15 protein-coding genes and 1 tRNA gene are annotated in these 24,233 nt (G+C 44.3%); 11 read left to right on the top strand and 5 right to left on the bottom strand.

From position 1 onward, the window contains the following. The first annotated feature begins 7 nt into the window (after positions 1–7). The 7 genes from QE404_RS08615 to QE404_RS08585 all read left to right on the top strand — a co-directional run bounded on the left by QE404_RS08615 (position 8) and on the right by QE404_RS08585 (position 10,623). Complete coding sequence (locus QE404_RS08615) at positions 8–1,558, top strand: glycoside hydrolase family 32 protein (RefSeq protein ID WP_307453829.1); 1,551 nt, start codon at positions 8–10, stop codon at positions 1,556–1,558. An 83-nt stretch (positions 1,559–1,641) separates the two neighbouring features. After that, positions 1,642–4,743: a SusC/RagA family TonB-linked outer membrane protein gene (locus QE404_RS08610; protein WP_307449298.1), complete on the top strand. Its 3,102-nt coding sequence runs from the start codon at positions 1,642–1,644 to the stop codon at positions 4,741–4,743. 263 nt (positions 4,744–5,006) lie between these two features. Continuing rightward, entirely contained in the window at positions 5,007–6,704 is a 1,698-nt protein-coding gene (locus tag QE404_RS08605; RefSeq protein WP_307449294.1) for a RagB/SusD family nutrient uptake outer membrane protein, read from the top strand. A gap of 13 nt (positions 6,705–6,717) precedes the next feature. Beyond that, positions 6,718–8,112: a DUF4960 domain-containing protein gene (locus QE404_RS08600; protein ID WP_307449292.1), complete on the top strand. Its 1,395-nt coding sequence runs from the start codon at positions 6,718–6,720 to the stop codon at positions 8,110–8,112. An 11-nt stretch (positions 8,113–8,123) separates the two neighbouring features. Next, positions 8,124–9,227 (top strand): family 43 glycosylhydrolase, encoded by a 1,104-nt coding sequence (locus QE404_RS08595; protein ID WP_307453827.1) that lies wholly within the window; start codon positions 8,124–8,126, stop codon positions 9,225–9,227. After that, positions 9,193–9,666, top strand: a complete 474-nt coding sequence (locus QE404_RS08590; protein WP_307453825.1) for a glycoside hydrolase domain-containing protein — start codon at positions 9,193–9,195, stop codon at positions 9,664–9,666. The genes QE404_RS08595 and QE404_RS08590 overlap by 35 nt, the downstream gene beginning before the upstream one ends. Before the next feature lie 3 nt (positions 9,667–9,669). After that, entirely contained in the window at positions 9,670–10,623 is a 954-nt protein-coding gene (locus tag QE404_RS08585; protein WP_307449286.1) for a carbohydrate kinase family protein, read from the top strand. A 182-nt stretch (positions 10,624–10,805) separates the two neighbouring features. Here the strand turns inward: QE404_RS08585 and QE404_RS08580 are convergent. Next, a tRNA-Arg gene (locus QE404_RS08580) sits at positions 10,806–10,879 on the bottom strand. A gap of 48 nt (positions 10,880–10,927) precedes the next feature. Between QE404_RS08580 and QE404_RS08575 the strand changes: the two genes are divergently transcribed. From QE404_RS08575 to QE404_RS08565, 3 genes are read left to right on the top strand one after another with little or no spacing between them, the layout of a single operon-like run. Then, positions 10,928–11,974, top strand: coding sequence for an ABC transporter substrate-binding protein (locus QE404_RS08575; RefSeq protein ID WP_307449283.1), 1,047 nt, complete (start codon positions 10,928–10,930; stop codon positions 11,972–11,974). A gap of 42 nt (positions 11,975–12,016) precedes the next feature. Beyond that, positions 12,017–12,661, top strand: coding sequence for a monofunctional biosynthetic peptidoglycan transglycosylase (gene mtgA / locus QE404_RS08570; RefSeq protein ID WP_307449282.1), 645 nt, complete (start codon positions 12,017–12,019; stop codon positions 12,659–12,661). A gap of 13 nt (positions 12,662–12,674) precedes the next feature. Then, entirely contained in the window at positions 12,675–14,705 is a 2,031-nt protein-coding gene (locus QE404_RS08565; RefSeq protein WP_307449279.1) for a recombinase, read from the top strand. Here the strand turns inward: QE404_RS08565 and QE404_RS08560 are convergent. The 3 genes from QE404_RS08560 to QE404_RS08550 form a co-directional block, all read right to left on the bottom strand. Then, positions 14,683–14,976: a hypothetical protein gene (locus QE404_RS08560; protein WP_307449276.1), complete on the bottom strand. Its 294-nt coding sequence runs from the start codon at positions 14,974–14,976 to the stop codon at positions 14,683–14,685. The two genes, QE404_RS08565 and QE404_RS08560, sit on opposite strands and share 23 nt — an antisense overlap. Before the next feature lie 109 nt (positions 14,977–15,085). After that, complete coding sequence (gene recF, locus QE404_RS08555; protein WP_307449273.1) at positions 15,086–16,165, bottom strand: DNA replication/repair protein RecF; 1,080 nt, start codon at positions 16,163–16,165, stop codon at positions 15,086–15,088. A gap of 3 nt (positions 16,166–16,168) precedes the next feature. Further along, entirely contained in the window at positions 16,169–16,924 is a 756-nt protein-coding gene (locus tag QE404_RS08550) for a hypothetical protein (RefSeq protein ID WP_307449270.1), read from the bottom strand. A 19-nt stretch (positions 16,925–16,943) separates the two neighbouring features. On the opposite strand from QE404_RS08550, the gene QE404_RS08545 reads away from it, so the two are divergent. Next, positions 16,944–22,802, top strand: coding sequence for an alpha-2-macroglobulin family protein (locus tag QE404_RS08545; RefSeq protein WP_307453823.1), 5,859 nt, complete (start codon positions 16,944–16,946; stop codon positions 22,800–22,802). Positions 22,803–23,236: 434 nt separating this feature from the next. Here the strand turns inward: QE404_RS08545 and QE404_RS08540 are convergent, their stop codons facing one another. Then, complete coding sequence (locus QE404_RS08540; RefSeq protein ID WP_307449260.1) at positions 23,237–23,791, bottom strand: hypothetical protein; 555 nt, start codon at positions 23,789–23,791, stop codon at positions 23,237–23,239. Between the last annotated feature and the right edge of the window lie 442 nt (positions 23,792–24,233).

The following is a 24,233-nucleotide window of genomic DNA, read 5'->3' as shown; positions in this document are numbered from 1 at the left end:
TAATCCAATGAAAAAAATAATATCAAGTTTAATTGTCGCGTCTGTCTTTTTTTCGAATCTCAACGCTCAGTCAGATTCTAAGGAAGAGCAGCTCTATCGACCCAATTTCCATTTCAGTCCTAAAAAAGGCTGGATGAACGACCCGAACGGGCTCTATTACAAAGACGGTGTCTACCACCTCTTTTTCCAGTATTATCCCGACGGGAACAAATGGGGACCGATGCATTGGGGACACGCTACCAGCAAAGACCTCGTGAAGTGGGAAGAACAGCCGTTGGCACTGTCTCCCGATGATTTGGGATACATCTTCTCGGGAAGTGCAGTGGTGGACAAAAACAACACTTCAGGTTTCGGAGATTCCAAAAACAATCCGGTCGTCGCCATCTACACCTATCACAATCCCAACCGTGAAAAAGACGGGAAAATAGACGTGGAATCCCAGGGAATCGCTTATTCTCTCGACAACAGCAAAACGTGGACAAAATATGCTTCCAATCCGGTTCTTCAAAACCCCGGAATCCGTGATTTCCGTGACCCGAAAGTGTTTTGGGATGCTAAAAGACAACAGTGGATCATGGTATTGGCTGCTCAGGACAGAACACACTTCTACGCATCAAAAAACCTGAAAGACTGGACATTCCAATCCGAATTCGGGAAAGAGGAAGGTGCGCACGGTGGCGTTTGGGAATGCCCCGACTTATTTCCGCTGAAAGTGGAAGGAACCAACGAAGAAAAATGGGTGTTGATCGTCAACATCAATCCGGGCGGTCCGAACAAAGGTTCTGCCGGACAGTATTTTGTCGGTGATTTCGACGGGAAAACTTTTAAGACGGATGAACTTTTTAATCAACAACTTCATAAAGAAAAAGCCGCCTGGCTGGATTGGGGAAAAGACAACTATGCGAGTGTATCATTCGACAATATTCCGCAGGACAAAAGAATCATCATCGGCTGGATGAGCAATTGGGAATATGCGCAGGAAGTTCCTACGGAAGCGTGGCGCAGCAGTATGACCGTGGCAAGGGAAGTTTCACTCAAAAAAACAAAAGACGGTTATATCCTCAGGAATGTTCCCGTTTCCCAGCTAAAAAATTATCAGGGGAAATCCATAACGAAAAAAATCAATGTAAAACCTGAAAATAAACTCTTGGGCAAATCGGAAATTGACCTTAGCAAAGCCATTTTAGATTTGGATATAAACAAAATGACCGCCGGAACCTACACTTTCGCACTGAAAAATTCATTGGGGGAAGAACTGATTTTCGGGATGGATAATAAGACCGGGGAACTCTTCGTCGACCGTTCCAGATCAGGGAAAACAGCTTTCGGGAAAAATTACGCAACGCCCGTTACCAAAGCACCGCTGAGCCGGGCGTATACCAATGCAAAAATGAAAGTGGTTTTGGATAAGACCTCCATAGAAATCTTCTTTAATAACGGTGAAAAAGTACTGACCGAAATCTTCTTTCCCAACGAAAATTTCTCAGAACTGACACTATCAACAGACACGAAAGGAAGCTCATTACATATCAATGCCCATCAGGTAAATATCAAATAAAAGCACTGAAAGGGCGCCATCAATAACATTCGATGATGCCCCAATATGAATTAAAATTTTTATTAAAACTAAAACTGTACGATATGAAGAAATATAAAATGGCCATTGCCTTTTGCCTTCTCCCATTTTCCTGCCTCCTGGCACAGGAAATCGTCAAGGGTAAAGTGCTGTCTTCCAATCAGAAACCGCTGAGCGGCGTTACCGTAACGGTTTCCGAAACAGGGGCTACCACGACCACCGACAGCAACGGTGCATTTCAAATCACTGATTTGCACAAAGGAAACAAACTTATTTTCACGTATCCCGATTACTCCACGCAGGAAGTGGTGGTGGATGAGAAGACCGTCCTCAACATTGTTCTGGCTGCCGATAAGGTGAAAAACATCGATGAAGTCGTGATGACCGGATATACGAAACAGAAAAAAGCCGATATCACCGGAGCCGTTTCCATCGTCGATATGAAAGACCTGAACAAACAGGCAGAACCGAATCCCATCAAATCCCTTCAGGGAAGGGTAGCCGGGGTCAACATCTCTGCAGACGGTTCGCCTTCCGGAGGAAATACCAAAGTCCTTATCCGAGGTGTAGGAACGCTCAACAATACCGACCCGCTTTACGTGATAGATGGTGTTCCCACAAAAGCAGGAATGAACGAGCTGAATCCTGCCGACATCGAAACAATGCAGGTGCTGAAAGATGCTTCATCCGCCAGCATCTACGGTTCCAGGGCAGCCAATGGGGTGATTATCATTACCACGAAGAAAGGAAAAAAAGGCAAGATGAGAATTGACCTCAATTATTATACAGCCTTTTCCCAATACGCAAAAAAGACCCCTGTTCTCAACGCAAAACAGTTCGGGCAGGTGCTTTGGCAGGCCAACATCAACGACGGCCTGAACCCGAATAACAATAACCTGAGCTACACCTTCGACTGGGGCGTTCAGAATGGGGTCCCGACCTTGTACAACAGCTATGTTCCGGAATACCTGGATGCAGCGAAAACCATCAAATCGGCCAACACCAACTGGTACGATGAGGTGTCCCAGACCGGCGTTGCCAATTCACTGGATGTAGCGGTTTCAAGTGCTTCTGATAAAGGGGCTTACTATTTCTCAATGGGCTATTATAACAATGACGGTATCGTAAAGCTGACCAATTTCAAGAGATTGTCTGCCCGTGTGAATACATCTTACAATTTCTTTGATGGAAAGCTGAGAATCGGGGAAAATTTTACCTTCAACAAAACCAATGAAGTGATGGACCCCGGTGTTCTGGACCCTGCTTTGAGAGCGCTGCCTATCATTCCTGTTCACACCGTGGACGGAATCGGGTGGGGCGGCCCGGTAGGTGGGATGAACGACCGTCAGAATCCTGTCCGTCTTCTGGAATACAACAAAGATAACGGCTACCGTTACCAGCGTTTTTTCGGAAACGTCTACGCCGAATTGCAGCCCGTGAAAAACCTTACCCTGAAATCCAGCTTTGGGATTGATTTTTCAAACTACTATAAAAGAATGCTGCAACGGAGCTATGTTTCCGGTTATCTTCAGAACAAGACCAATGCGGTGAACATCGACCAGTCCGATACCGAAAAATGGACGTGGAGCAATACCGCACAATACACTGCCAAAGCAGGAAACCACCACTTCGATTTGCTGGGCGGGATGGAAATGTACCGCGATACCTACAACAATACCTGGCTCAGGAAAGAAGGATTCCTGATTGAAACACCGGATTATATGTATCCCGATGCCGGAACCGGCGATGCCTTCAACGGCGGAAGCTCGACCTATTACAGCCTGTTGTCCTATTTCGGAAAATTCTCCTACGATTATGACAACCGTTACCTGTTCTCCGCAACCGTGCGTTATGACGGCTCTTCAAGATTCGGGAAAAACAACCGTTTCGGAACGTTCCCGGCATTTTCGGCGGGTTGGAGAATCAACAAAGAAGATTTTGCAGAGAAATGGATTCCGTTTTTCTCGGATTTGAGGCTGAGAGCAGGCTGGGGACAGACCGGAAACCAGGAAATCAGCAACTCGGCGGTATACTCGCTGTACATTGCGAATTATGCAGGCGGCAATCCCACCTGGGCAACTTCTTACGGTACTGCTTACGATATTTCCGGGGTAGGAAGCGGTTTATTGCCATCAGGATTTATTGCCACTCAAACTAAAAATGATGATTTAAGATGGGAAACCACTACGCAGACCAACCTCGGACTAGATTTCGGATTTTTTAATCAGAAGCTGACCGGAAGCGTGGATGTTTACAAAAAAGCAACCAAAGACATTCTCGTGCTGCCGCCGTATCTCGGGGTTATTGGCGAGGGCGGAAACCGCTGGATTAACGGTGCATCTATGGAAAATAAAGGGCTTGAGGTCGCTTTAGGCTATGCCGATAAAACGGCTGGTGGCTTTGGGTACGAAATTTCAGGGAACTTTTCAATGAACCGGAACAAAATCACAGAGTTGCCGCAATCGGTTATCAACAATTATGGCGGAAACGGAACGACGGATAATATCTTGGGAAGATCAATCAATTCAATGTACGGTTATGTTGCCGACGGACTTTTCAGGACGCAGGCCGAGGTGGATAATTCTGCCACACAACCCGGAAAAGGCTTGGGAAGAATCCGGTATGCCGATTTAAACAACGATGGCATCATCGACGATAAAGACAGAACGTGGATTGGAAATCCGAACCCGGGTTTTATGTATGGCGTTAATCTTAATTTCTCTTATAAAAATTTCGATTTGTCAACCTTCTGGCAAGGCATCGGCGATGTAGATGTTATCAATACCAAAAAATACCAGACCGATTTCTGGAGCGTGGACGATGTCGGTTCCAACAAAGGAACGAGATTGCTCAATGCGTGGTCGCCGCAGAACCCGAATTCCGATATTCCGGCATTGACGACAGTGGATAGCAATGCGGAATCCAGGTTTTCATCCTATTATGTGGAAAACGGAAGCTATTTGAAATTAAGGGTTTTACAATTGGGGTACAGCATTCCGAAAAATGTGCTGGAACAGTATAAAATCACCAATTTCAGGATTTACATCAGTGCACAGAATCTTCTAACCATCAAATCCAAGAGTTTCACAGGCATCGACCCGGAGACACCGGCTTTCGGCTATCCGCTTCCGCTGACGTTTAATTTTGGAGTTAATTTATCATTATAAAATTTCAATACAACTCTCGCTAAGTGAAAAACTTTTATTCAACCACAAAAGCTACAAAAGATGCTGATTGTATATATCAAGCTGAATGTGAAATATCAAATAAGTTCACAAAAGTTTTAAAATCTTTGATTTTAATCTTTTGATAACTACGGCTATCTGAATGAAAATTATAAAATTAACTTTTGTGCCTTTTGACTTCGTCGGACCATCGGTTTGTGGTAAATAATCTAGAGACTAAAAACTTTAAAAAATAATATTTAACAATGAAAAAATATATATTTCTAACAGTTGCCTGTACATTCCTTTTGGGAATGACTTCCTGCAACGATTTCCTGGACAATGAACCGAGAGGGGTGCTTTCCGAAGCCGATGTGGTAACTCCTCAGAATGTGGACGGTTTTGTGGTGGCGGCTTATGCTTCGCTCGGCAACGACCATTATGACACACCTTTCAGCCTTTGGCCTTACGGAAATGTACGTTCTGACGATGCCTACAAAGGCGGAAGCGGAACCAACGACATCCAGGCATTTCACTTTTTTGAAATTTCCAACAATATCCGTTCGGATTTTGGTGAATTAGACCGTCTCTGGTCTCTGCATTATGTGGGAATCGGACGTTGCAACAAAGCTATTGCAGCACTGAATCAGCTTTCCGAAGCGCAATATCCGAACAAGCAGAAGCGTATTGCCGAGATGAAATTCGTAAGAGGCCATTTTTATTTTATGCTGAAAATCCTCTTCAAATATGTGCCTTACGTAGACGAAAATACGCCGATTGAAGATTACCCGAAAATTTCCAACCGGGCAAAAACCGACCAGCAATTGTGGGACGCCATCGCCTCTGATTTTGAATTTGCGGCTGCCAATCTTCCTTCAACCCAATCCGAAGTCGGAAGGCCGAAGAAAAGTGCGGCGTATGCCTATCTTGCCAAAGTGCGGCTGTATCAGGCTTATCAACAGGACGATAATTATACGGTGACCCAAATCAACCCGGCAACGCTTCAGAAATCCATTGATGCGGCCAACCAGGTGATTGGGAACTATACTTTGGAGTCGGATTTTGGGTACAACTTCCTTCCGGGAACACACGAGAACGGTCCGGAATCGGTTTTTTCCATCCAGTATTCCGACAACGACGGAACACTTTTCGGAAGGCTGAATTACGGCGATGTCCTGTCTCTTCCGCAAGGTCTGGGATGCTGCGATTTCCACAAGCCAAGCCAGAACCTGGTAAATGCTTTCAAAACCACACCGCAAGGTTTACCGATGTTCGATACCTATAACGATACGGATTTGGATTATCATCAGCTCAACAATTACAAAGTGGACCCAAGGCTGTATCACACAGTGGCTTTGCCGGGACTGCCTTGGAAATATGAGGAAAACAAAATCTACCAGGAAAGCTGGAACAGAAGCCCGGGAACCTACGGTTATTATGCGTCATTAAAGGAAAATGTTCCGGTGGGCTGCGGCTGTACGGTAAACGTGGACCCGTTCTACGGCAATTCCAAAAACAGGATTATCATCCGCTATTCCGATGTATTGTTGATGAAAGCCGAAGCCTTGATCGAGCTTGGACAAATCAATGAAGCATTGCCGTTAATCAACCAGGTGAGGCAGCGTGCCGCGAACAGTACGGTTTTAACCGGAAGCTATACTACCAATAATCTGATTAGTAAATATGAGCCGGGCGTGAACTGTACTTGGAATCAGGATTTTGCCAGAAAAGCCCTGAGATGGGAGCGCAGAATGGAGTTTGCGATGGAAGGCAGCCGTTTCTTCGACCTGGTGAGATGGGGAACAACAGCAACGACTATGAATACGTATTACTCAGGTGAGAAAACAAAACGGTCGTATTATTCGCAGGCGGGATTTGACCACGGAATCGAAGAATACTGCCCGATTCCATTGGCTCAGATTAACTTCAGCCAGGGGTTGTACAAACAAAATAACGGTTATTAAAAACGAACGATTTATGAAAACAATAGGTAATCAATTCCGGATATTCGTTTTGCTGCTGGTTTCCGCAGTACTCGTCTGGTCCTGCGATAACAATGTGGAGGACGGGCTTGTAACGGATGTTCCGGTGAATGTGTCTTCCTTTAGAGTAAACGGTGTTTCAGGTGACATTGATAATAAAAATGATAAAATCACGGTAACGCTGCCATACGGAACAAGTGTAACCGCAGTATCACCAGCCATTGAAATTCCGCAGGGCGCAAGCATTTCCCCGGCTTCGGGAACGGTGCAGGATTTTACCCAGCCTGTAAAATACCGGGTGAAAAACGGGAATATCTACAAAGACTATCTGGTGACCGTTCAGGCTCAGGTTCCGATTATCAGTTTTAAAATCAATGGATTATCGGCTACCATCAACTATTCAGGTAAAACGATTTCACTCACCATGCCGGAAGGGACTAATCTTACCGCATTGCAGCCTGTCATCGAAATGCCCGGCGGTGTGAGCATCAGCCCGGCATCAGGAACTACGATTAATTTCAGCAGTCCTGTACAGTTTACCGTTTCCAATGCGAATCTGACTGAAGTCTACACGGCAAAAGTAACCACGCCGGTTTCAGGGCCAACGGTAGCATTTCTGGGAATGGCAGCCACCAGAACAGGTCTTACCAATCCTGATGAAATTGCAGCCGCAGACTGGCTTTTCGGGAAATATTCAGGAGCAGTTTATATTTCGATAAATGATATTTCTAATGGCACGGCCAACTTGACCGGAATTGATGCGTTGTGGTGGCATTTTGATTCGGCTACCGCTTTGCCGGGCGATGCACTGAATGCCAACGTAACATCGAAAATCAAAACTTATCTGAATGCAGGCGGAAATATTCTGTTAACAGGATTTGCCGCTCAGTATGTGGATGCTTTGGCCATAGTGCCTTCCGGAAAAGGGCCGAACAACGTTTTTGGGGATTTCCTTCCGAACGGGTTTGTTGATGCGAACAACGACTGGGGAATTTCCTTCAAAGGGAATGAAACGCACCCTGTTTTCGACGGGTTGCAAACCTATGAATCCGGGAAAGCCAATTTCCTTCAGAAAGGAACCTTCCGGTTGAATCATACGGCGTGGTGGTTCTTGCCGGATTGGGGCGGCTATGGAAACGGCGCAGGATGGAGAACCCAGACCGGTGGAAACAACCTGGCCAGTGAAGCCTGGGACAATACGCTGGATGGACGTGTAGCTGTGGCCGAATTTCCGGGCGGAACAGCCAATAAAAAATGCATCACCATCTCGATGGGTTCTTACGACTGGTACAACGAAACCTCTAACGGAACGCCAAGCCAGGCCAACGGATTTTTGGATAACATCAAAAAAATCACGGAGAACAGCCTTAATTATCTTGTAACGCATTAATATCAAAATCCATGACAATCAGAAAAATATATTTAGCCGCTGTAATGATTCTGGCCACTTATTCCTGCCAGGATACTGATTCGGTGGCGAATGTGAATCCGGATGAGATTTTCAGACAGACCAATCTCTTTCCGCAGCCGCCCAATCAATGGATGGGAGATAATAATCCGTATTACACTGCCGGATACGTAGGTGATGTGATGCCGTATTATGAAAACGGAACATTCCATCTTTTTTTCCTGCACGATGCCAAAACCAAACCTGCGGGTGAGGGATTTCACGATATTCACAGCTTTGAAACGACTAATTTTAAGGATTTTACCTATCAGGGAAGACAGATTCCGTACGGAACGGCTTCTGAACCGGATTTTGGCGTCGGAACGGGTAGTCTGGTGAAAGTAGGGAACACCTATTATTACTATTATACGGGTCATAATGAGATTGCGTCCTTTATATCAAGCAACCCGAGAGAAAGTGTATTGCTGGCAACAAGTACCGATATGAAGAACTGGACGAAAATCAAAAACTTTAAAATTACTGCTCCGGCAGGATATTATGATTACGAATTCCGCGACCCGCAAGTGTTTTTCAATGCTGAAGAGGGGAAATACTGGATGCTGGTTTCCGCGCAGACGTCAGCCAAAAAAGCGGTGGTGCTGAAATTTACCACAACTAATCCCGCAAGCGGAAACTGGACGGTAGAAAATCCGATTTACACGACAACTTCGTCAGAAAATTATATAATGCTGGAGTGCCCGGACCTTTTCAAAATGGGCAATTACTGGTATCTTGTTTTCTCTGAAAACTGGAGCAGCAACAGCGGAACGCATTACCGGATTGGAACTTCGCCAAATGGTCCGTGGACAACACCTGCGAACGACCGACTGGACGAGCTCTTATCTCTATGCCGCGAAAACGGTTTCAGACAATGCCAACCGTTATGTGGTAGGCTGGACGGCCAGAAAGGTCCCGGAAAGCAACACCGGAGGAAAAGACTGGGCAGGAAATCTTGTAACGCATCAGCTTGTTCAGAATCCGGATGGAACTTTGGCGGTAAAACCTATTGCTGCCTTATCATCCGTGTTCGGTCCAAGTGCTTCGCTTTCCGTGGATAAAATTACAGGGAATGCTTCACAGAACGGGAATGGTTTCAATCTGTCAGCCAATTCACAGGTGATGTTCGGGAAGCTCCAGAAAGCCAACCAGATCAGTTTTACGCTGAATGCTGCGGCAAACGGAACATCGGGACTGATTCTGGCGCAGGACGATGACGGCAAGAATGGCGTTAAAATTTCATTTGAACCTTCCTCGAACAGAATCGCTGCCTATGTTATGAACGGTGGAAGCGAAGATCTGGCAAACACGTATCCATTGTCCGGGATTTTGGGAACCACCTATAACGTGACGGCTTTCGTCAGCAATGATGTCTGTGTAGTGTATGTGAATAATCAGCTGTCATTCAGCAACCGGGTGTACGATGTCATTAACAAAAAATGGAGTATTTTTAGTTCTTCGGCCGTTACATTCAGCAATATTAATATCAAAAATCCTTAATCCATGTTTTTAAACAATACAATCAATGCGGTAAGTTTTGGAGAGGTACTCTTCGATGTTTTTGGGGAAGAAAAGAAAATCGGCGGCGCACCGCTTAATCTGGCACTCAGAACGGCATCTTTCGGGTTTCCGGTAGCGATGATAAGTGCGGTGGGCAATGATGAAGACGGTCAGGTCATTTGTGATTACATCAAAGAAAATCAGCTTGATACCAGCGGAATGATCACAACCGATGATTATGATACGGGAATAGTACAGGTCAGTTTGAACGAGCGTGGTTCTGCAACCTACGAAATCAAATTTCCGTCGGCCTGGGATTTTATCGAAACCAATGAAAACATACTGAGCATTGTTAAAAATGCCGATGTCTTCTTCTACGGAAGCCTTATATGCCGGAATGAGGTTTCAAAAAACACACTGATCAGCCTCCTGGATTCCAACCCGGATATGTTCAGGGTTTTTGATGTGAATCTGCGAAAGCCTTTTTACAACATGGAACTTCTGGAACAACTCATGAACAAAGCCGATTTCATCAAATTCAACGATGAGGAAATCCTGGAAATCGCTTCTGCGTTAGGCTTCACATCTGGTAATCTGGAAGAAAACATCCGTTTCATTTCAGAAAGAACAAACACCAATTCCATTTGCGTCACTTTAGGAAAACACGGCTCATTACTTTTATGGGAGGGCAAAATGTACCGGCACGGCGGTTATCCGGTAAAAGTAGCTGACACCGTTGGTGCAGGTGATTCATTTCTGGCAAGTTTGATTGCCCAATTGTTATCGAATAGAAAACCGGATGAGGCTATGGATTTTGCCAGCGCTGTGGGTGCTATTGTAGCAAGTAAAGCAGGTGCAAATCCCATAATTACTTCATCTGATATTGATATGTTTAAAGGAAAGACCTTCCGTGATCCTAACTTTAATCCACTGACGATTCAATATGATGTCCGTTGACTGCTAGGTTAGCTTAAAGCAATAAAATAAAACTTCGCATGATAAACAGCTTATCATTTGACATCGAATTATGAAGTGATCCTGTAATAATTCAGATCAGGTTTTTATTACTCTAAAAAGGATTAACCTGGCACCAAAAAAAATGGCTCAATTTAGATTAAATTGAGCCATTTGGCTGTTTGTGACCTCGACAGGATTCAAACCTGTAACCTTCTGAGCCGTAATCAGATGCGCTATTCAGTTGCGCCACGAGGCCGTTGTTTAATGGTTTGCAAATATAGCACTTTTTTCTTTTCTTTGAAAGATGAAACTGAAAATTTTAGTATTATTCGCGGCCTGGACGCTAATTGGCTGTAAAAGAGAACCAAAAATTTCATCCGCAGACTGGACTTCCATTTCCGGAAGGCTACAGTACCGGGAAGCTGATCAGAAGCTGGAACTGAAATCCGGAAATTTCACCTATTCCATTGATGAAAATAAGTTCCCGTTCAAAAAAATCGTGCTGCTGAATGCCAGTATGGCCGGGTACATCACTGAGCTGGGTGCGGAAAATGCCATTGCGGGAGTATCCAGCCCGGAATATATTTATTCTGAAAAAATTCAGCAACTCGTACAGCAGGGGAAAATACAGGATGTGGGCAATGAGCAGAAATATAATGTAGAAAAGATCCTGGCCCTGAAACCTGACGCCATACTGACCAATTATATCGCCAGTTTCGACAATACTTACCAGCTCCTGAAAAACAACGGCATTCAGGTCATTTTCCTGGATGAATACCTTGAACAGCAGCCGCTGGAAAAAGCAGCATACCTAAAATTGTTCGGGAAGCTGCTGGGGAAAATTGAAGAAGCCGAAAAGAAATACCAGGAAATAGAACAGAATTACAAGAGCCTGAAGAAAGAAGCAGCAGGAACAAAGGAAAAACCGGTGGTACTGGCGAATGAAATGTATGGTGATGTCTGGTACCTTCCGGGCGGAAGGACGTCTTCTGCCCGTTTCATCACAGATGCGCATGCCAATTATATCCTTCAGAACAATACCGATGAAAAAGCGGTGACCATGAGTTTCGAAGAAGTGTATGCGAAAGCGGGTTCCGTTCAATATTGGGTCAATGCCGGAAACCATGTTTCAAAAAAGGAAATGCTCAGCATCAACCCTTTGTACAGCAGGCTGAATGTTTTTAACAACGGCAAAATATACGTCATAACAGGGCGCGAAAGGCAGAAAGCCAATGACTTTTTTGAAAGCGGAGTAGTACGAGCCGATGTGGTGCTGAAAGATTACATCAAGATCTTCCACCCGTCACTTTTCCCAGGTTATAGGCTTACTTACATGAAAGAACTGCCGTAAATCGGACTTATTCCTTATTTTTGTATTTCGTTTACGAAGATTATGTGGAAAAAAATCAAACAACTGATATTTATTATCCTGATCCTGAATGTGGTATTTATCGTCTGGGGAAGGTTTTTTAACCCGCCGATCACCATTACCCAGATCGGAGGTTTGCTGGAGTATGGCAAATTGCAGCGGGATTACATTTCATCCGACGAAATGGGAGACAAGGTGAAGAAAGCGGTCATCGCTTCGGAAGACCAGAATTTTTTCGTCCATGACGGATTCGACTATAAAGCCATTGAACGGGCCATGAAAAGCAATGAAAAAGGCAAGAAGCTGAGAGGCGGGAGCACCATTTCCCAGCAGACAGCCAAAAACATCTTCCTGTGGCAGGGCAGGAGCTGGTTCCGTAAAGGGCTGGAAGCGTTCTATACCTTCATCATTGAGAAAATCTGGGGTAAAGACATCATCCTGGAAAGATACCTGAATTCCATTGAAATGGGGCAGGGTGTTTTCGGGATAGAAGCGGCCTCCCAATATTATTTTAAGAAACATGCCAAAGACCTGACGACTTCGGAAGCGGCATGGATCGCTGCCGTTTTGCCGAACCCGAAGAAATATGATCCTAATAACCCTTCAGCCTACCTCAGCAGGAAACATAACTGGATTATGAGACAGATGAGGAATATAAGCCTGAAATAGTATCTTTGTACCCATGAAACTTTTCAATTCCGGTATCCATTTCGAATCAGTTCTTAAGAAATACTTTTCTTTCAGGAACGAAACCCTCTCGCTGGAGCCCTTTGCCGAGTTTCTCGACAGTGCCAAAAGAGCTGATTTCACAGAAGTCCTGAATTCTTTCAGGAGCAATCCCAATATCGCCGGCAACTTCGGGTATTATATCCATAACATCCTCAGGGAGCGGCCCTTCAACCTGTCGCTTACCGAGGCTAACATCCTTTCTGAAAATGCGTTCTTCCCGGAACTTAAAAAAAGGATCCTGAACAAGATCCTTCCTCCGGTAGAGCATGAGAATACGGTATGGTACCTGATTGATAATGTAAGCCTGACGCCGAAGAGCGAGCTGAAATTCCTGCACAACCTTCCCGAAAACGAATTTACCGAGTTTTTGCAGATCATCGGGGCCGCAGATTTCATCATTAAGCCTGAAGTGAAAAAAGAGCTGATCTTCTCCATGAACATCCTTTCCTGGCGGGTAACAGGAATGGCAATGGAAGTGGAAGTGGTGAGGATGGCGCCGGAGTACAGGAATTTCGATAACCCGTTCCTGGCGTTGCAGAATGAGCTGGAAGACCTTGCGGAAGAGCTTGAGCAGAACCCGGAGCTTCAGCTGAATTCCAAAGACGGCAGGTATAAGCAGATCAAGATCTACATCGAGCAATGCTTGGAATTTGTGAATATCGCCTTTAAAAATTCATCCCAATACGGGATTTCCGGGAAGATCAACCAGTCTCTGCTGAAGATCCGGCAGCAGATCCAGCGCATTTATGAAACCATACAGCTGCTGGTAATAGATACTGATGAGGATGTTGCTCGGAATTCCAAGCAGCTGATATTTAATATCCTGAGCTACAAGTCTCATAAAAACAATATTTCGGAACTCATCAACGACAGTACACGTCTGATTTCCCACCTGATCACCAACCATACAGCAGAAACCGGGAGCCATTACATTACTTCTACAAAGAAGGAATATATGACCATGTTTTATAAAGCGAGTGGGGGAGGCATCATTGTTGGCGCATTATGTGTGCTGAAAGTCCTGTACGGATATATTCCGGGAAGTGATTTTTCCCATGCCTTTTTCTATTCCTTTAATTATGCGATGGGGTTCGTCATGATCTACCTGATGCGCTTTACGCTGGCTACGAAACAGCCGGCCATGACGGCAGCGACTATGACCAAAGTACTTTCTGAAGAAGGCAATACCCAGAGAAACCGCACGGAATTTGCGCATCTGGTTTCCAAGCTGTTCAGGAGCCAGTTCATTGCTTTTGTCGGAAATGTACTGCTGTCTTTTCCGGTGGCTTTGGCCATTATTTACGGACTGGATGTATTCTTTTCCCAGAACCTGGCCATCGACCGTTCGGATAAACTCCTCAAGGATTTGGACCCATTTAAGTCCAAAGCGATCCTTCATGCCAGTATTGCAGGTTTTTACCTGTTTATTTCAGGGATCATATCAGGGAATATCGGAAACAACTCCGTTTTTTACCAGATCCCGGAACGGATTGCCAAAAACCTTTCGATCAGGAAATTTTTTGGGGCTAAATTTGCGAAGGGACTTTCTAAATATTACGCACGGAACTGGCCTGGAATCGTGTCCAACTTCTGGTTCGGGGTATTCCTGGGCGCTACGGCCCCGGTAGGCTTGTTTCTGGGACTGGATCTGGATATCCGCCACATTACCTTTGCTGCGGGCAACTTCGCGCTGGGATTGTACGGAAAAGACTTTTCTGTGGATACCTATACGTTCTGGATTTCCTTTATTACCGTCTTCCTGATCGGATTTTTTAATTTCCTGGTCAGCTTTTCCCTTTCCATGTTTCTGGCATTCAGATCCAGGAAGCTGAACTTCGGGCAGGTAAGTGAAATTTACAGAGAGATTTTCAGGTATTTCCTTAAGCACCCGCTTAAATTCTTCCTGCCGATCAGATCCGGGCTGGATAAACGTGCGGATGAACTGATGAGCAGCACTGTGGCTACAAAATCTGAAGATCGGTAAAGTGTTCTTCCCCGAACTGGTCCTGGAATTTTTTCAGGTAGAAGCTTTTCCGCATTTTAAAATCGTTTTTCAGGAGCGGTGATCCGATCCTGATGGAAATTACCTTATGAGCGAGGTTTACACTGATGATCTCTGCAAACAGGCTTTCATCCAGGTAATCCTCCAGGAAATCCTTGATCTCAAAGGCCAGCAGCTTATCTTCAAAACCGTAAACCCTGGCAAAAGACTTCACCAGCTCAGAGGATTGATATTCGCGTTTCTTCTTTCTCATCTTAATTCTTTTTTATCAAACCAACATAAATATTTTGAAAAACATCTCATCATTTATCAATCATCAATCATCATTTATTACCCATTACCCATTACTTATTACTCATTACTCATAACTCAAAGATAATGCTTTCCTCATTAATCTTCTTCACAACGCTTTCCGTACGTTCCCGGTGTGTGTCCGTGATGAAAATCTGTCCGAAGCTTTCCCGGTTAACGAGCTCAATCAGTTGGGAAACCCTGGTGTCATCGAGCTTATCGAAAATATCATCGAGCAGGAGGATCGGGGTTTTACGGGTGAGTTCTTTGATCAGGCTCATCTGGGCGAGTTTCAGGGAAATCAGGAACGATTTCTGCTGTCCCTGGGATCCGGTTTTTTTGATGAGTTGGTCATCCATTTCAAAAAGAAGGTCATCTTTATGGATTCCTTTGGAGGTGTAGGTCAGCATGCGGTCCTTTTCCAGGTTGTCTTTCAGCAGGTTTTCAAAACGGTCCTCAAGCAGATGGGACTCATAGTGGACGGAAACGGTTTCCTTTCCTCCTGAAATGATGCCATAGAAATTCTGTACGATTGGGTTAAGCATGGTGACGAATTCCCTGCGCTTTTCAAAGATCTTGGTACCATGTCCGGTGATGGGATCATCATAGATCTCCAGCGAATCGCGGTCGAAGACCCGGTTTTTGGCAAAATATTTCAGCAGGGCATTCCTCTGCTGGATGGTTTTCTGATATTGGATCAGGTCAAAGAGATATTCCGGGTCGGTCTGTGAGATCATCGAGTCCAGGAACTTTCTCCTGCTTTCCCCGGAGTCAGAAATCAGGTTGGAATCGTAGGGGGAAATCATGACGCTGGGAAGATAACCGATATGGTCGGCCATCCGGTCATAGCTCTTGTCGTTTTTTTTGATGACTTTCTTGGATTCCTTGGGCTGGAAGATTTTGATCTGGTCTTCACTGTCGTCATTAAGCACTTCTGCATCGATGGTGAAGAAGTCTTCCTCTTTCCTGATGTTGTTGAGGTCTGTATTTCCAAGGAAGCTTTTCCCGACCGATAAATAATGGAGGGCATCCAGGATATTGGTTTTCCCTACACCATTATTGCCCACAAAGCAATTGATCTGCGGTGAGAACTCAAACCTCTTTTCGGTATGGTTCTTAAAATTGTACAAGGAAAGTCTTTTGATAATCATGGGTCAAAAATACTGTATTATAGCCAGAAATAAAAAGGGAAGTGCCGAACAGCTTTCTACCCCGAAAGAAAAATAGGCATCACTGTTTTCATTCTTTGAACCGTAGATAAATCCGAAAGTAATGATGCAGGCGATAAAGAAAGCAGCGGCATATGGGTATTCCAGATAAAACACAGCGGTCAGCAGGCTGATAAAAACAAGGAGGTAGGCTATATATTTTGTATTCTGGACGCCGATCAGTTTAGGAAAAGTTTCCATCTCATCACTTTTCATATCACGGATGTCGAACGGCAATACTAAAGCTGTAATAAAACAGAAGCTGATCACAAAAATAGGGATGCTGAATTCCGGCAGCGTGAGCCAGCAGTTCACCAGTGCCCAGACCAATCCTACGTAGAATACTTTCAGCAAAGGGATTTTACGGATGTATACATCCAGGAAAAAACTGTTGTACAAAAGTCCTAAGATTACGATTACCAGCCATTTCAGCAGCCTGATGCCGTTATGGTTGTAAATGATAAGCAGTGCACAGGCGATTCCTGCCAGAGCATTGAGCACGAGTATAGCCGGGAAATATTTTGTTTTCTGGTATTTGGTGTACAGGTAACCGCTGAAATAGGTGATAAAAATAAAGAGCACCGTAGGCCATCGGAACGTGTTTTGCTCTTTCATGAAAAATACTGCAAAAAGGGTTCCCATTAATGAGACATACAATTGGCTGTCTACAATGGATTTTTTCAGTATTTTTAATAAATTCATCAGATCAAAAATAACACTTATGAAAAGACTTTGCAAGATTTTTGTTTTTTTCCTTCTGCTGCTGGTTTCATCCGGAGCTTTTGCACAGAAATACTATGATGAGCAGTGGAAAAAAATAGAAGGGAACATCGGGAAGGGAACTTTTAAATCCAATCTTCCTATTGTTTTGGATATCCAAAATCAGGCCATGAAAGACAATAATGTACTTCAGCTGATCCGTTCCCTGAAAGCGGAATTCAGCATCATCAACGAGACTGAAGATCAGGAAAACAATAATGCAGTCTCCACTTTTTTTGCTAAGATACAGACTGCCGGAAAGCAGCTGAAAGGAAAAGAAAAACTATTGTACGATACCCTGGCCAATGAGTTTTTTATGAATTATTATAACCGTAATTCATGGAGGATCAACGGCCGCACCAACCTGGATACCCGGGATTTCTCACAGATTGAAACCTGGAGCAGCCTGGCCTTTAAAAATTACCTGCTCAAAAACTTTGCTGCACTGGATGCGCAGAGGCAGGAAATGCGGCAGATCTCTTTAGCAACCTATAAAGACCTTTTCCCGGAGAAGGCAGACCTGGTTTACTTTCCTACGCTGTCCGACTGGTATGAAATACAGGAAATTGAATTCCTGTCCAATTCAAATCTTTTTACAAAGAACGAGATTACGGAAAACCAGAAGAAGATCAATGGTTTGTATGACGGGCTTATCGCAGATAACACAGGAAATGCAAAACTGTACTTCATGCACCGTAAATGGGCACAGAACTGTAGTTTTACAGCATGTAAAAACCGTCTGGAAGGCCTTCAAAACCTTTTGAAATCAAATGTAGAAGGCGATTATAAAGTGGTGATCATGCAGGAAATCATGCAGGAGCTTATCGGTAGCCACAAAGAGAAAGAAGCATTGGCAGTGGCAGAGCAGGCCAAAAGCCGTTATCCTAAATCACTTTTCCTGGATAACATCAAGAATACCGAAAACCAGATTACCAATCCGTACCTGCAGCTGAGATATGAGCAGCAGGCGCAAAGCAAGCGTCCGATTCAGCTTGTAGCAGAGCATAAAAACATTTCAACATTTTCGCTGAATATTTACGAGGTAAAGGATATCCTCCCGTTCATGCAGTACTTATCCAATCCTTATGGGGATTTCGTAAATAAGGTTCCTAAAAACTTAGTGAGGAAAGAGGATTATACATTGCCGAATCTTAAGGATTTCCGTAACCATACCACAGCTTTGGAAATAAAGCCTTTACCGTCAGGTATTTACATGGTTGAATATACTATTCCGGGCGATAAGGTGAAAGATGAAAACCAGGAAAAGAATTTCTGGTTCCTGGTTTCTGATCATAAAATCATTTACCAAAGTAAAAGAGATGACCGAAGTGACTCAGATGTGCTGAAGCTGGTCAGCAGTGAAAACGGGAAACCGGTGAAAACAGAAATGGTTTTTTATGAATATGCCGGAAACAATAATTCGAGCAAAACGAATGGTGCCACCGGTTCAGACGGAACATTCAGGCTTCCGGCCACTAAAAACGAAGAGTATTACAGGACGTTCCTGATTCATCAGCCGGCAACCAATGATTTCCAGATAATGCGTTCTTATGGTGATAACAGTCCTGAAAATAATGTTGAGCAGAAAGACCGTACCATGGCACAGATATTTATGGACCGCGCGATCTACCGTCCCGGGCAGACCGTTTACTTTAAGGTCATCAACACCCGGATCAAGAAAGAAACCGAATCTGTAGTGGCCGGATTGAAACAGAAGATCACGCTGGTAGATGCCAATGATGAGGACATTTCTTCGCAGACATTTACTACCAATGAATTCGGGTCTTACCACGGCAGCTTTATCCTTCCCAAAGGTAAGCTGAACGGCACTTTTTACCTGAGGACTGACGGAGATCAGGAAGCAGAAAAAGACTTTCGGGTAGAGGAATACAAAAGACCCAAATTTGAAGTGACATTTGAGCCTGTGAAGGAAGAATACCAGTATGGACAGACCATTATGCTCAAAGGAAAAGCCATGATGTTCTCCGGTGTGCCGCTCAGCAATACCACGGTACAGTATGAAATAAAAAAACGTGATATCCGCTGGAGGTATTTCCCTTGGTATGATAACGGCAACAACAATGAAAACTCTGTTCTTGGAGAAGCCAAAACCAATGAGAAAGGAGAGTTTACCATCCGTGTTGACCTGAAAAAAGATGAGAAACGGGAAGGCGTTCAGATCGATAATTACGAAATCAATGCTTCTGTAACGGATATTAATGGCGAAACCCAGTCGGCCGAAACCCAGCTTAAGGTAGCTTCGGTGTCACATTATATCAAAGCCGGTGAAATTAACAATGTTTTTGCCGGGGAAAATGTAACAACCAAAGTAGAAACGAAAAATTATAACGACCAGGAGCTGAAAAAAGCATATAAAGTGAACCTTTCCAGGCTGCAATCTGCGGACAGGATTTTCAGGAACAACTTTCAGGCTGCGGTACAGGATCTTCATAAGCTGTCAAAACCTGAATTCATCAGCAAATTCCCGCATGATTTCTATGATAAAAATGACGAACCGAAAGAACGGAAAGTGTCCGCTGTAGTGCTGAACAGCGCAGAAAAGAATCAGCAAACACTTGACCTTGGTCCGCTTCAGGCTGGTGATTATAAGCTTGAATTGTACAATATCGAGGGAAAAGATACCATCAAAACGGAACAGTATTTCAGTGTATGGGATAAGAAAGCTTTACATCCGGACCAGAAGCCTTTCTTAAGTGTGGTAGCGCCTAAAGGAGAATTTACACGGGGCGGAAGTGCGGTAATCTATGCCTATTCCGCAGTTCCGGATGCCCAGGTGAATGTTTTTGTCCAGGACGGTTCCGGAAAAACGCTTTCGGAAACCCGCCAGATGAAAAACGGGGTGCTTGAATACAGGGCAGATATCCCGAAAGACAAAGCGGTCAATGAACTGAATATCCAGTTTCAGGTGGTAGCCTTCAATGATATCCAGACAGAATCTGTTACACTCAAGATCAAAGATTCAGAAGCGCCATTAAAGATAGAAACGGTGACGTTCAGGGACAAAATTGAGCCGGGATCCAAAGAAAAATGGTCGGTAAAAGTTACAGGTAACCAGAAAGAAAAGATTAATGCTGAAGTACTGGCGAATATGTATGATATGTCTCTGGATCAGTTTGCTTCCAACAGCTTCGACTGGCAGAAGATGAATGTGCCGTATTCCGTGATCACTTCCTATACGATGAACCCAAACCTATTATCTGAATATTACCAGAAAAGACTGCCTTATTTCAATAACAGAGATGTTATGGTTCCCGATTTCAGTTGGTTTGACGGAAACCTAACCAGCAGATATAATCTTAATATGCTTCAAGGCAGGGTTCGGGGAGTAGCGATCAGTGAAGTAGCTGCACCATCAGTGCAAAAGGAATCTTCCGTGGAAGAAGTCGTAGTTAGAGGATATAAAAGCAAAGTAGCTATGGCAAGTGCTGATAAAGCAGCTTCAGCAGACAGCTTAGTTGAAGGAAAAGATCTGGATAAAGTTGCTGTTCGCCAGAACTTAAACGAAACAGCATTCTTCTATCCGGACCTTAAAACCGATTCCGAAGGCAATGTAAGTTTTGAATTTACTTCTCCGGAAGCATTAACCAAATGGAAGCTGATGTTCCTGGCCCATACCAAAGATGCCAGAGCAGCCACGCTGGAAAAAGAAGTAGTTACCCAGAAAGAATTTTCGGTGACGCCTAATTATCCGCGGTTTTTAAGGGAAGGTGATGAACTGAACCTCCAGTCCAGGCTGTCTAACCTGACAGATAAAAAGCTAAACGGTTCAGCAAGCCTGCAAATCCTGGATGCCTTTACCAACGAGGATATATCCTCTAAGTTCGGGCTGAACGCAGGTGTACAGAATTTTGAATTGGCTGAAAATGGAAACGCTGCATTGACCTGGAAGCTGAAAGCTCCTGAAAATCTGTCTTCCATTATCATTAAAGTGGTAGCCAAAGCTGGACAGTATTCCGATGGTGAGCAGCAGGCCGTAGCCGTGCTTCCGAACAGGATGCTGGTAACTGATGCCGTTCCGGTATTCGTAAAACAAGGAGAAACCAAAACATTTGTGCTGGATCAGCTTAAAAATGCGAACTCAAAAACCATTTCCAACGTGTCCAATACCCTTGAACTGACGACCAATCCGGTATGGGAGATCATGTTTGCGCTTCCGTCAATGAAAAATGACCTGAACAATTCCGCAGACGTTATTTTCAACAAATGGTTCGCCGATGTCCTCGCCTCAGAGATCTTCAAAGCCAATCCGAAAATGAAAACAGTCTTTGAAGAATATCAGAACAAAGGCCTGTTACAGTCGAATCTTGAAAAAAATCAGGAGCTTAAACAGCTGTTACTGGAAGAAACGCCTTGGGTACTGGGAAGCAGCAATGAACAGGAACAGATGCAAAAGCTGGCACTGCTGTTCGATGCCAACACCATGAAAAATTCCACGTCGCAGGATTGGGAAGAGCTGAAAAACCTTCAGAATCCGGATGGTGGCTTCTCCTGGTATCCTGGGTATCCGAGCTCATACGGGGTTTCGTTGTATATCCTCAGGAACCTTGGGAAAATCAACCAATGGCTGAAAGGCAATATGAAAGACTATCAGGATTCAGAACAAAACGCGATGGTGGCCAAACTCGTGGAGTATACCGATACTGAGATCAGCAAATATACGAACGGCGTGAGCAGCAAGGATAAAGTATGGAACAACATGATCCTGGATTACCTTAATACAAGGCATTACTGGGAACAGCAATACCCTCTTAAAGGAAAAGGTGCCCAACTGAAAACCCTGGTTCAGCAGCAGGCTAAAACCGTGAAGATGACGGATCTTACTTTCTTCGGGCTTCACCGTATTGCACTCCTGATGAACAGTTATGGCCATAAGGATGTTTCCGATAAGCTGATGAACTACCTGAAAGAAACTTCTACAGAAACAAAAACCCAGGGAACCTACTGGAAACAGAACCTGGACGATTGGGGCTGGTTCAGCTCGAAAGTCGTGAACCATGCCGGAGCGATTGAAGCGTTCAGCCTGTTGAGACCGCAGGATCAGCAGTTCATTGAAGACCTGAAAATATGGCTGGTAACCCAGAAAGAAGTGAATTCATGGGGCAGTTCCAGGGCTACGGCAGAAGTGATCTTTACCATCCTGAATTCAGGGCAGTCGTGGACCGGTACAGAAAGCAACCAGGCGACAATTGTCTGGGGTGGAAAACAGATCCAGCCACAGACCCAGGCTACGGGTTATGTGAAATCAACCGTAAAAAGCGATGCACTGGATAAAAACCTTGCTACCGTTACCGTTACCAAGCCTGGCCCTGGAATCGTGCAGGGAGGATTGTTCTGGCAATATTACGAAGACCTGGATAAAATAAAGTCTTCCGAAACTTACCTTTCCGTAAGCAAGGAGCTGTACAGAAAAATCAAGACTGTGAACGGAGAAGAGCTGCAGCCGATTTCCGCGCAGACGCCTCTGAAAACCGGAGACCGCGTAACCGTAAGAATGATCCTGAATACGGACCGCCCAATGGAATTCATCCATATCAAAGACATGCGCGCAGCAGGATTTGAGCCGGCAGATGTACTTTCCGGATATCAGTGGAAAAACGGACTGAGCTATTACCAGTCGGCCAAAGATGCATCCACCAACTTCTACATCCAGGCGATGCCGAAAGGGAATTATGTATTTGAATACGATGTAGTCGCCAATGCTTCCGGTAAGTTCTCCAATGGAATCACGACCATCCAGAACTATTATGCGCCACAGATGAATGCGCATACCCAGGGAACGCAGGTTACCATTTCTGAGTAAACTTATTCATCATAAGCCAAAAGCTGCAATACTTGTTATTGCAGCTTTTTTATGGAATTCCAATAGTTTCCCTCCTAAACCTTCAAGGTTTTTAAAACCTTGAAGGTTTCATTAGAGATCACCTATTTCTAAACCTAACGGGTTTCCAAAACCCGTTAGGTTTTTCTCACTGCCAATAAGCTTATAAAAATCAAATACCGAGTACAAATTTCATCAGAAAAGCTCCATCATTTACTTTATCAATCTCCTCTGTCCAGGATGTAAATAAAAAAAACTGCGTAATCTGTACCATCAGCGAGCAAAAAATAAAATGATCTGACAGGCATTCAAACCTCATAGGTTTTCAAAACCTATGAGGTTTTTCTCACTGCAACACAAGCCTGTACAGATAAAATGAAAGACAATCTCCATCCATCAAACCTTCACCTTTCGCATTATTCACCTTCTTCATCCTCTTTACTTTCTAAAAAAGCCTTTCTCCGTTCCAGAATGATAAACCCTGCATCCAGCATCTTCATCAGATGGATATAAGGACCCACCATATTCTTTTCCGGTCCGCAGCGGTAGGCGCCGAGGGAAAAGTAGACCATCCCGCACAGGAAATAATCAAATTCCTTGACTCTATAATCGATGAAAGCGGAATGAAAAACCAGTAGGGGATTTTGGTATTCTGAATCGGAAAGAAAGCCCTGCATGAGTGGGGATGAGGTTTCAGTTGAATTGATGAGCATCCATTTTTTTGCTTTCATCCGCATGAAATACCCGGCACGGATGAATGATCGCATCGACTGGTGGAAATGGACCATCACGGAAAGGTCTTCATTGATCCAGTCTCTTTTCTGCACGGCATACTGCATGATGGTATTCAAAAGGTCTTTGGCTGTGTTGAGGTCGACAGATTGGAAGAAATGTTCCATCATTTTCAGGCTGGAATGCTTTTTAGGGCTTGGTTTCAGCCGGGATTGTAAATCTGAGGTTTCTTTTTTCATACTATGTTTTTTTGTGTTGATGAGGTTCCGGTTGTGCATAGGAATTCCCGGAACGGTTTGTTTTATGAACTGTTCTTTTGTAACTGCAAACTTAAAAGCAAGTTATTCGTGTTTTAAAAAAAGCTTTCCTGATGCCCATTGGCGGAGAAAAAGAACCGGGTAACCAAAGGATCAAAAGCAGTGGCCTCCGGGCACCGGAAAGCATAAGACATATACGGCTGTAAGCCGGTACATCCTAAAAAACACACTTAACACTTATATAACACTCTATCGTTGAGAAGGATTGGCTTAGAACATTTGTAGATACAGCGGACTGCATGAAATAAAAACGGCGTGGAGCTCTACATATCCGATTCGGGGTACTGGTATACCTTGTACACAGATAAGAGAACTCACGCCTAGGTCGTGAGCTTCCCGCTTATCGTCTCGTGTACTAAAAATT

Source organism: Chryseobacterium camelliae, from assembly GCF_030818575.1.
In the GTDB taxonomy this organism is placed as follows: domain Bacteria; phylum Bacteroidota; class Bacteroidia; order Flavobacteriales; family Weeksellaceae; genus Chryseobacterium; species Chryseobacterium camelliae_A.
The sequence above is the reverse complement of the archived record's forward strand: the minus strand, read 5'-3'. Positions and strand labels throughout refer to the sequence as shown.

Coding starts and splice junctions, on each gene's coding strand:
- QE404_RS08550 (WP_307449270.1), bottom strand. CDS start 16,924: ATGAATTTATTAAAAATACTGAAAAAATCCATTGTAGACAGCCAATTG.
- QE404_RS08540 (WP_307449260.1), bottom strand. CDS start 23,791: ATGAAAAAAGAAACCTCAGATTTACAATCCCGGCTGAAACCAAGCCCT.
- QE404_RS08595 (WP_307453827.1), top strand. CDS start 8,124: ATGACAATCAGAAAAATATATTTAGCCGCTGTAATGATTCTGGCCACT.
- QE404_RS08560 (WP_307449276.1), bottom strand. CDS start 14,976: ATGAGAAAGAAGAAACGCGAATATCAATCCTCTGAGCTGGTGAAGTCT.
- QE404_RS08600 (WP_307449292.1), top strand. CDS start 6,718: ATGAAAACAATAGGTAATCAATTCCGGATATTCGTTTTGCTGCTGGTT.
- QE404_RS08585 (WP_307449286.1), top strand. CDS start 9,670: ATGTTTTTAAACAATACAATCAATGCGGTAAGTTTTGGAGAGGTACTC.
- QE404_RS08565 (WP_307449279.1), top strand. CDS start 12,675: ATGAAACTTTTCAATTCCGGTATCCATTTCGAATCAGTTCTTAAGAAA.
- QE404_RS08615 (WP_307453829.1), top strand. CDS start 8: ATGAAAAAAATAATATCAAGTTTAATTGTCGCGTCTGTCTTTTTTTCG.
- recF (WP_307449273.1), bottom strand. CDS start 16,165: ATGATTATCAAAAGACTTTCCTTGTACAATTTTAAGAACCATACCGAA.
- QE404_RS08605 (WP_307449294.1), top strand. CDS start 5,007: ATGAAAAAATATATATTTCTAACAGTTGCCTGTACATTCCTTTTGGGA.
- QE404_RS08610 (WP_307449298.1), top strand. CDS start 1,642: ATGAAGAAATATAAAATGGCCATTGCCTTTTGCCTTCTCCCATTTTCC.
- mtgA (WP_307449282.1), top strand. CDS start 12,017: ATGTGGAAAAAAATCAAACAACTGATATTTATTATCCTGATCCTGAAT.
- QE404_RS08545 (WP_307453823.1), top strand. CDS start 16,944: ATGAAAAGACTTTGCAAGATTTTTGTTTTTTTCCTTCTGCTGCTGGTT.
- QE404_RS08575 (WP_307449283.1), top strand. CDS start 10,928: ATGAAACTGAAAATTTTAGTATTATTCGCGGCCTGGACGCTAATTGGC.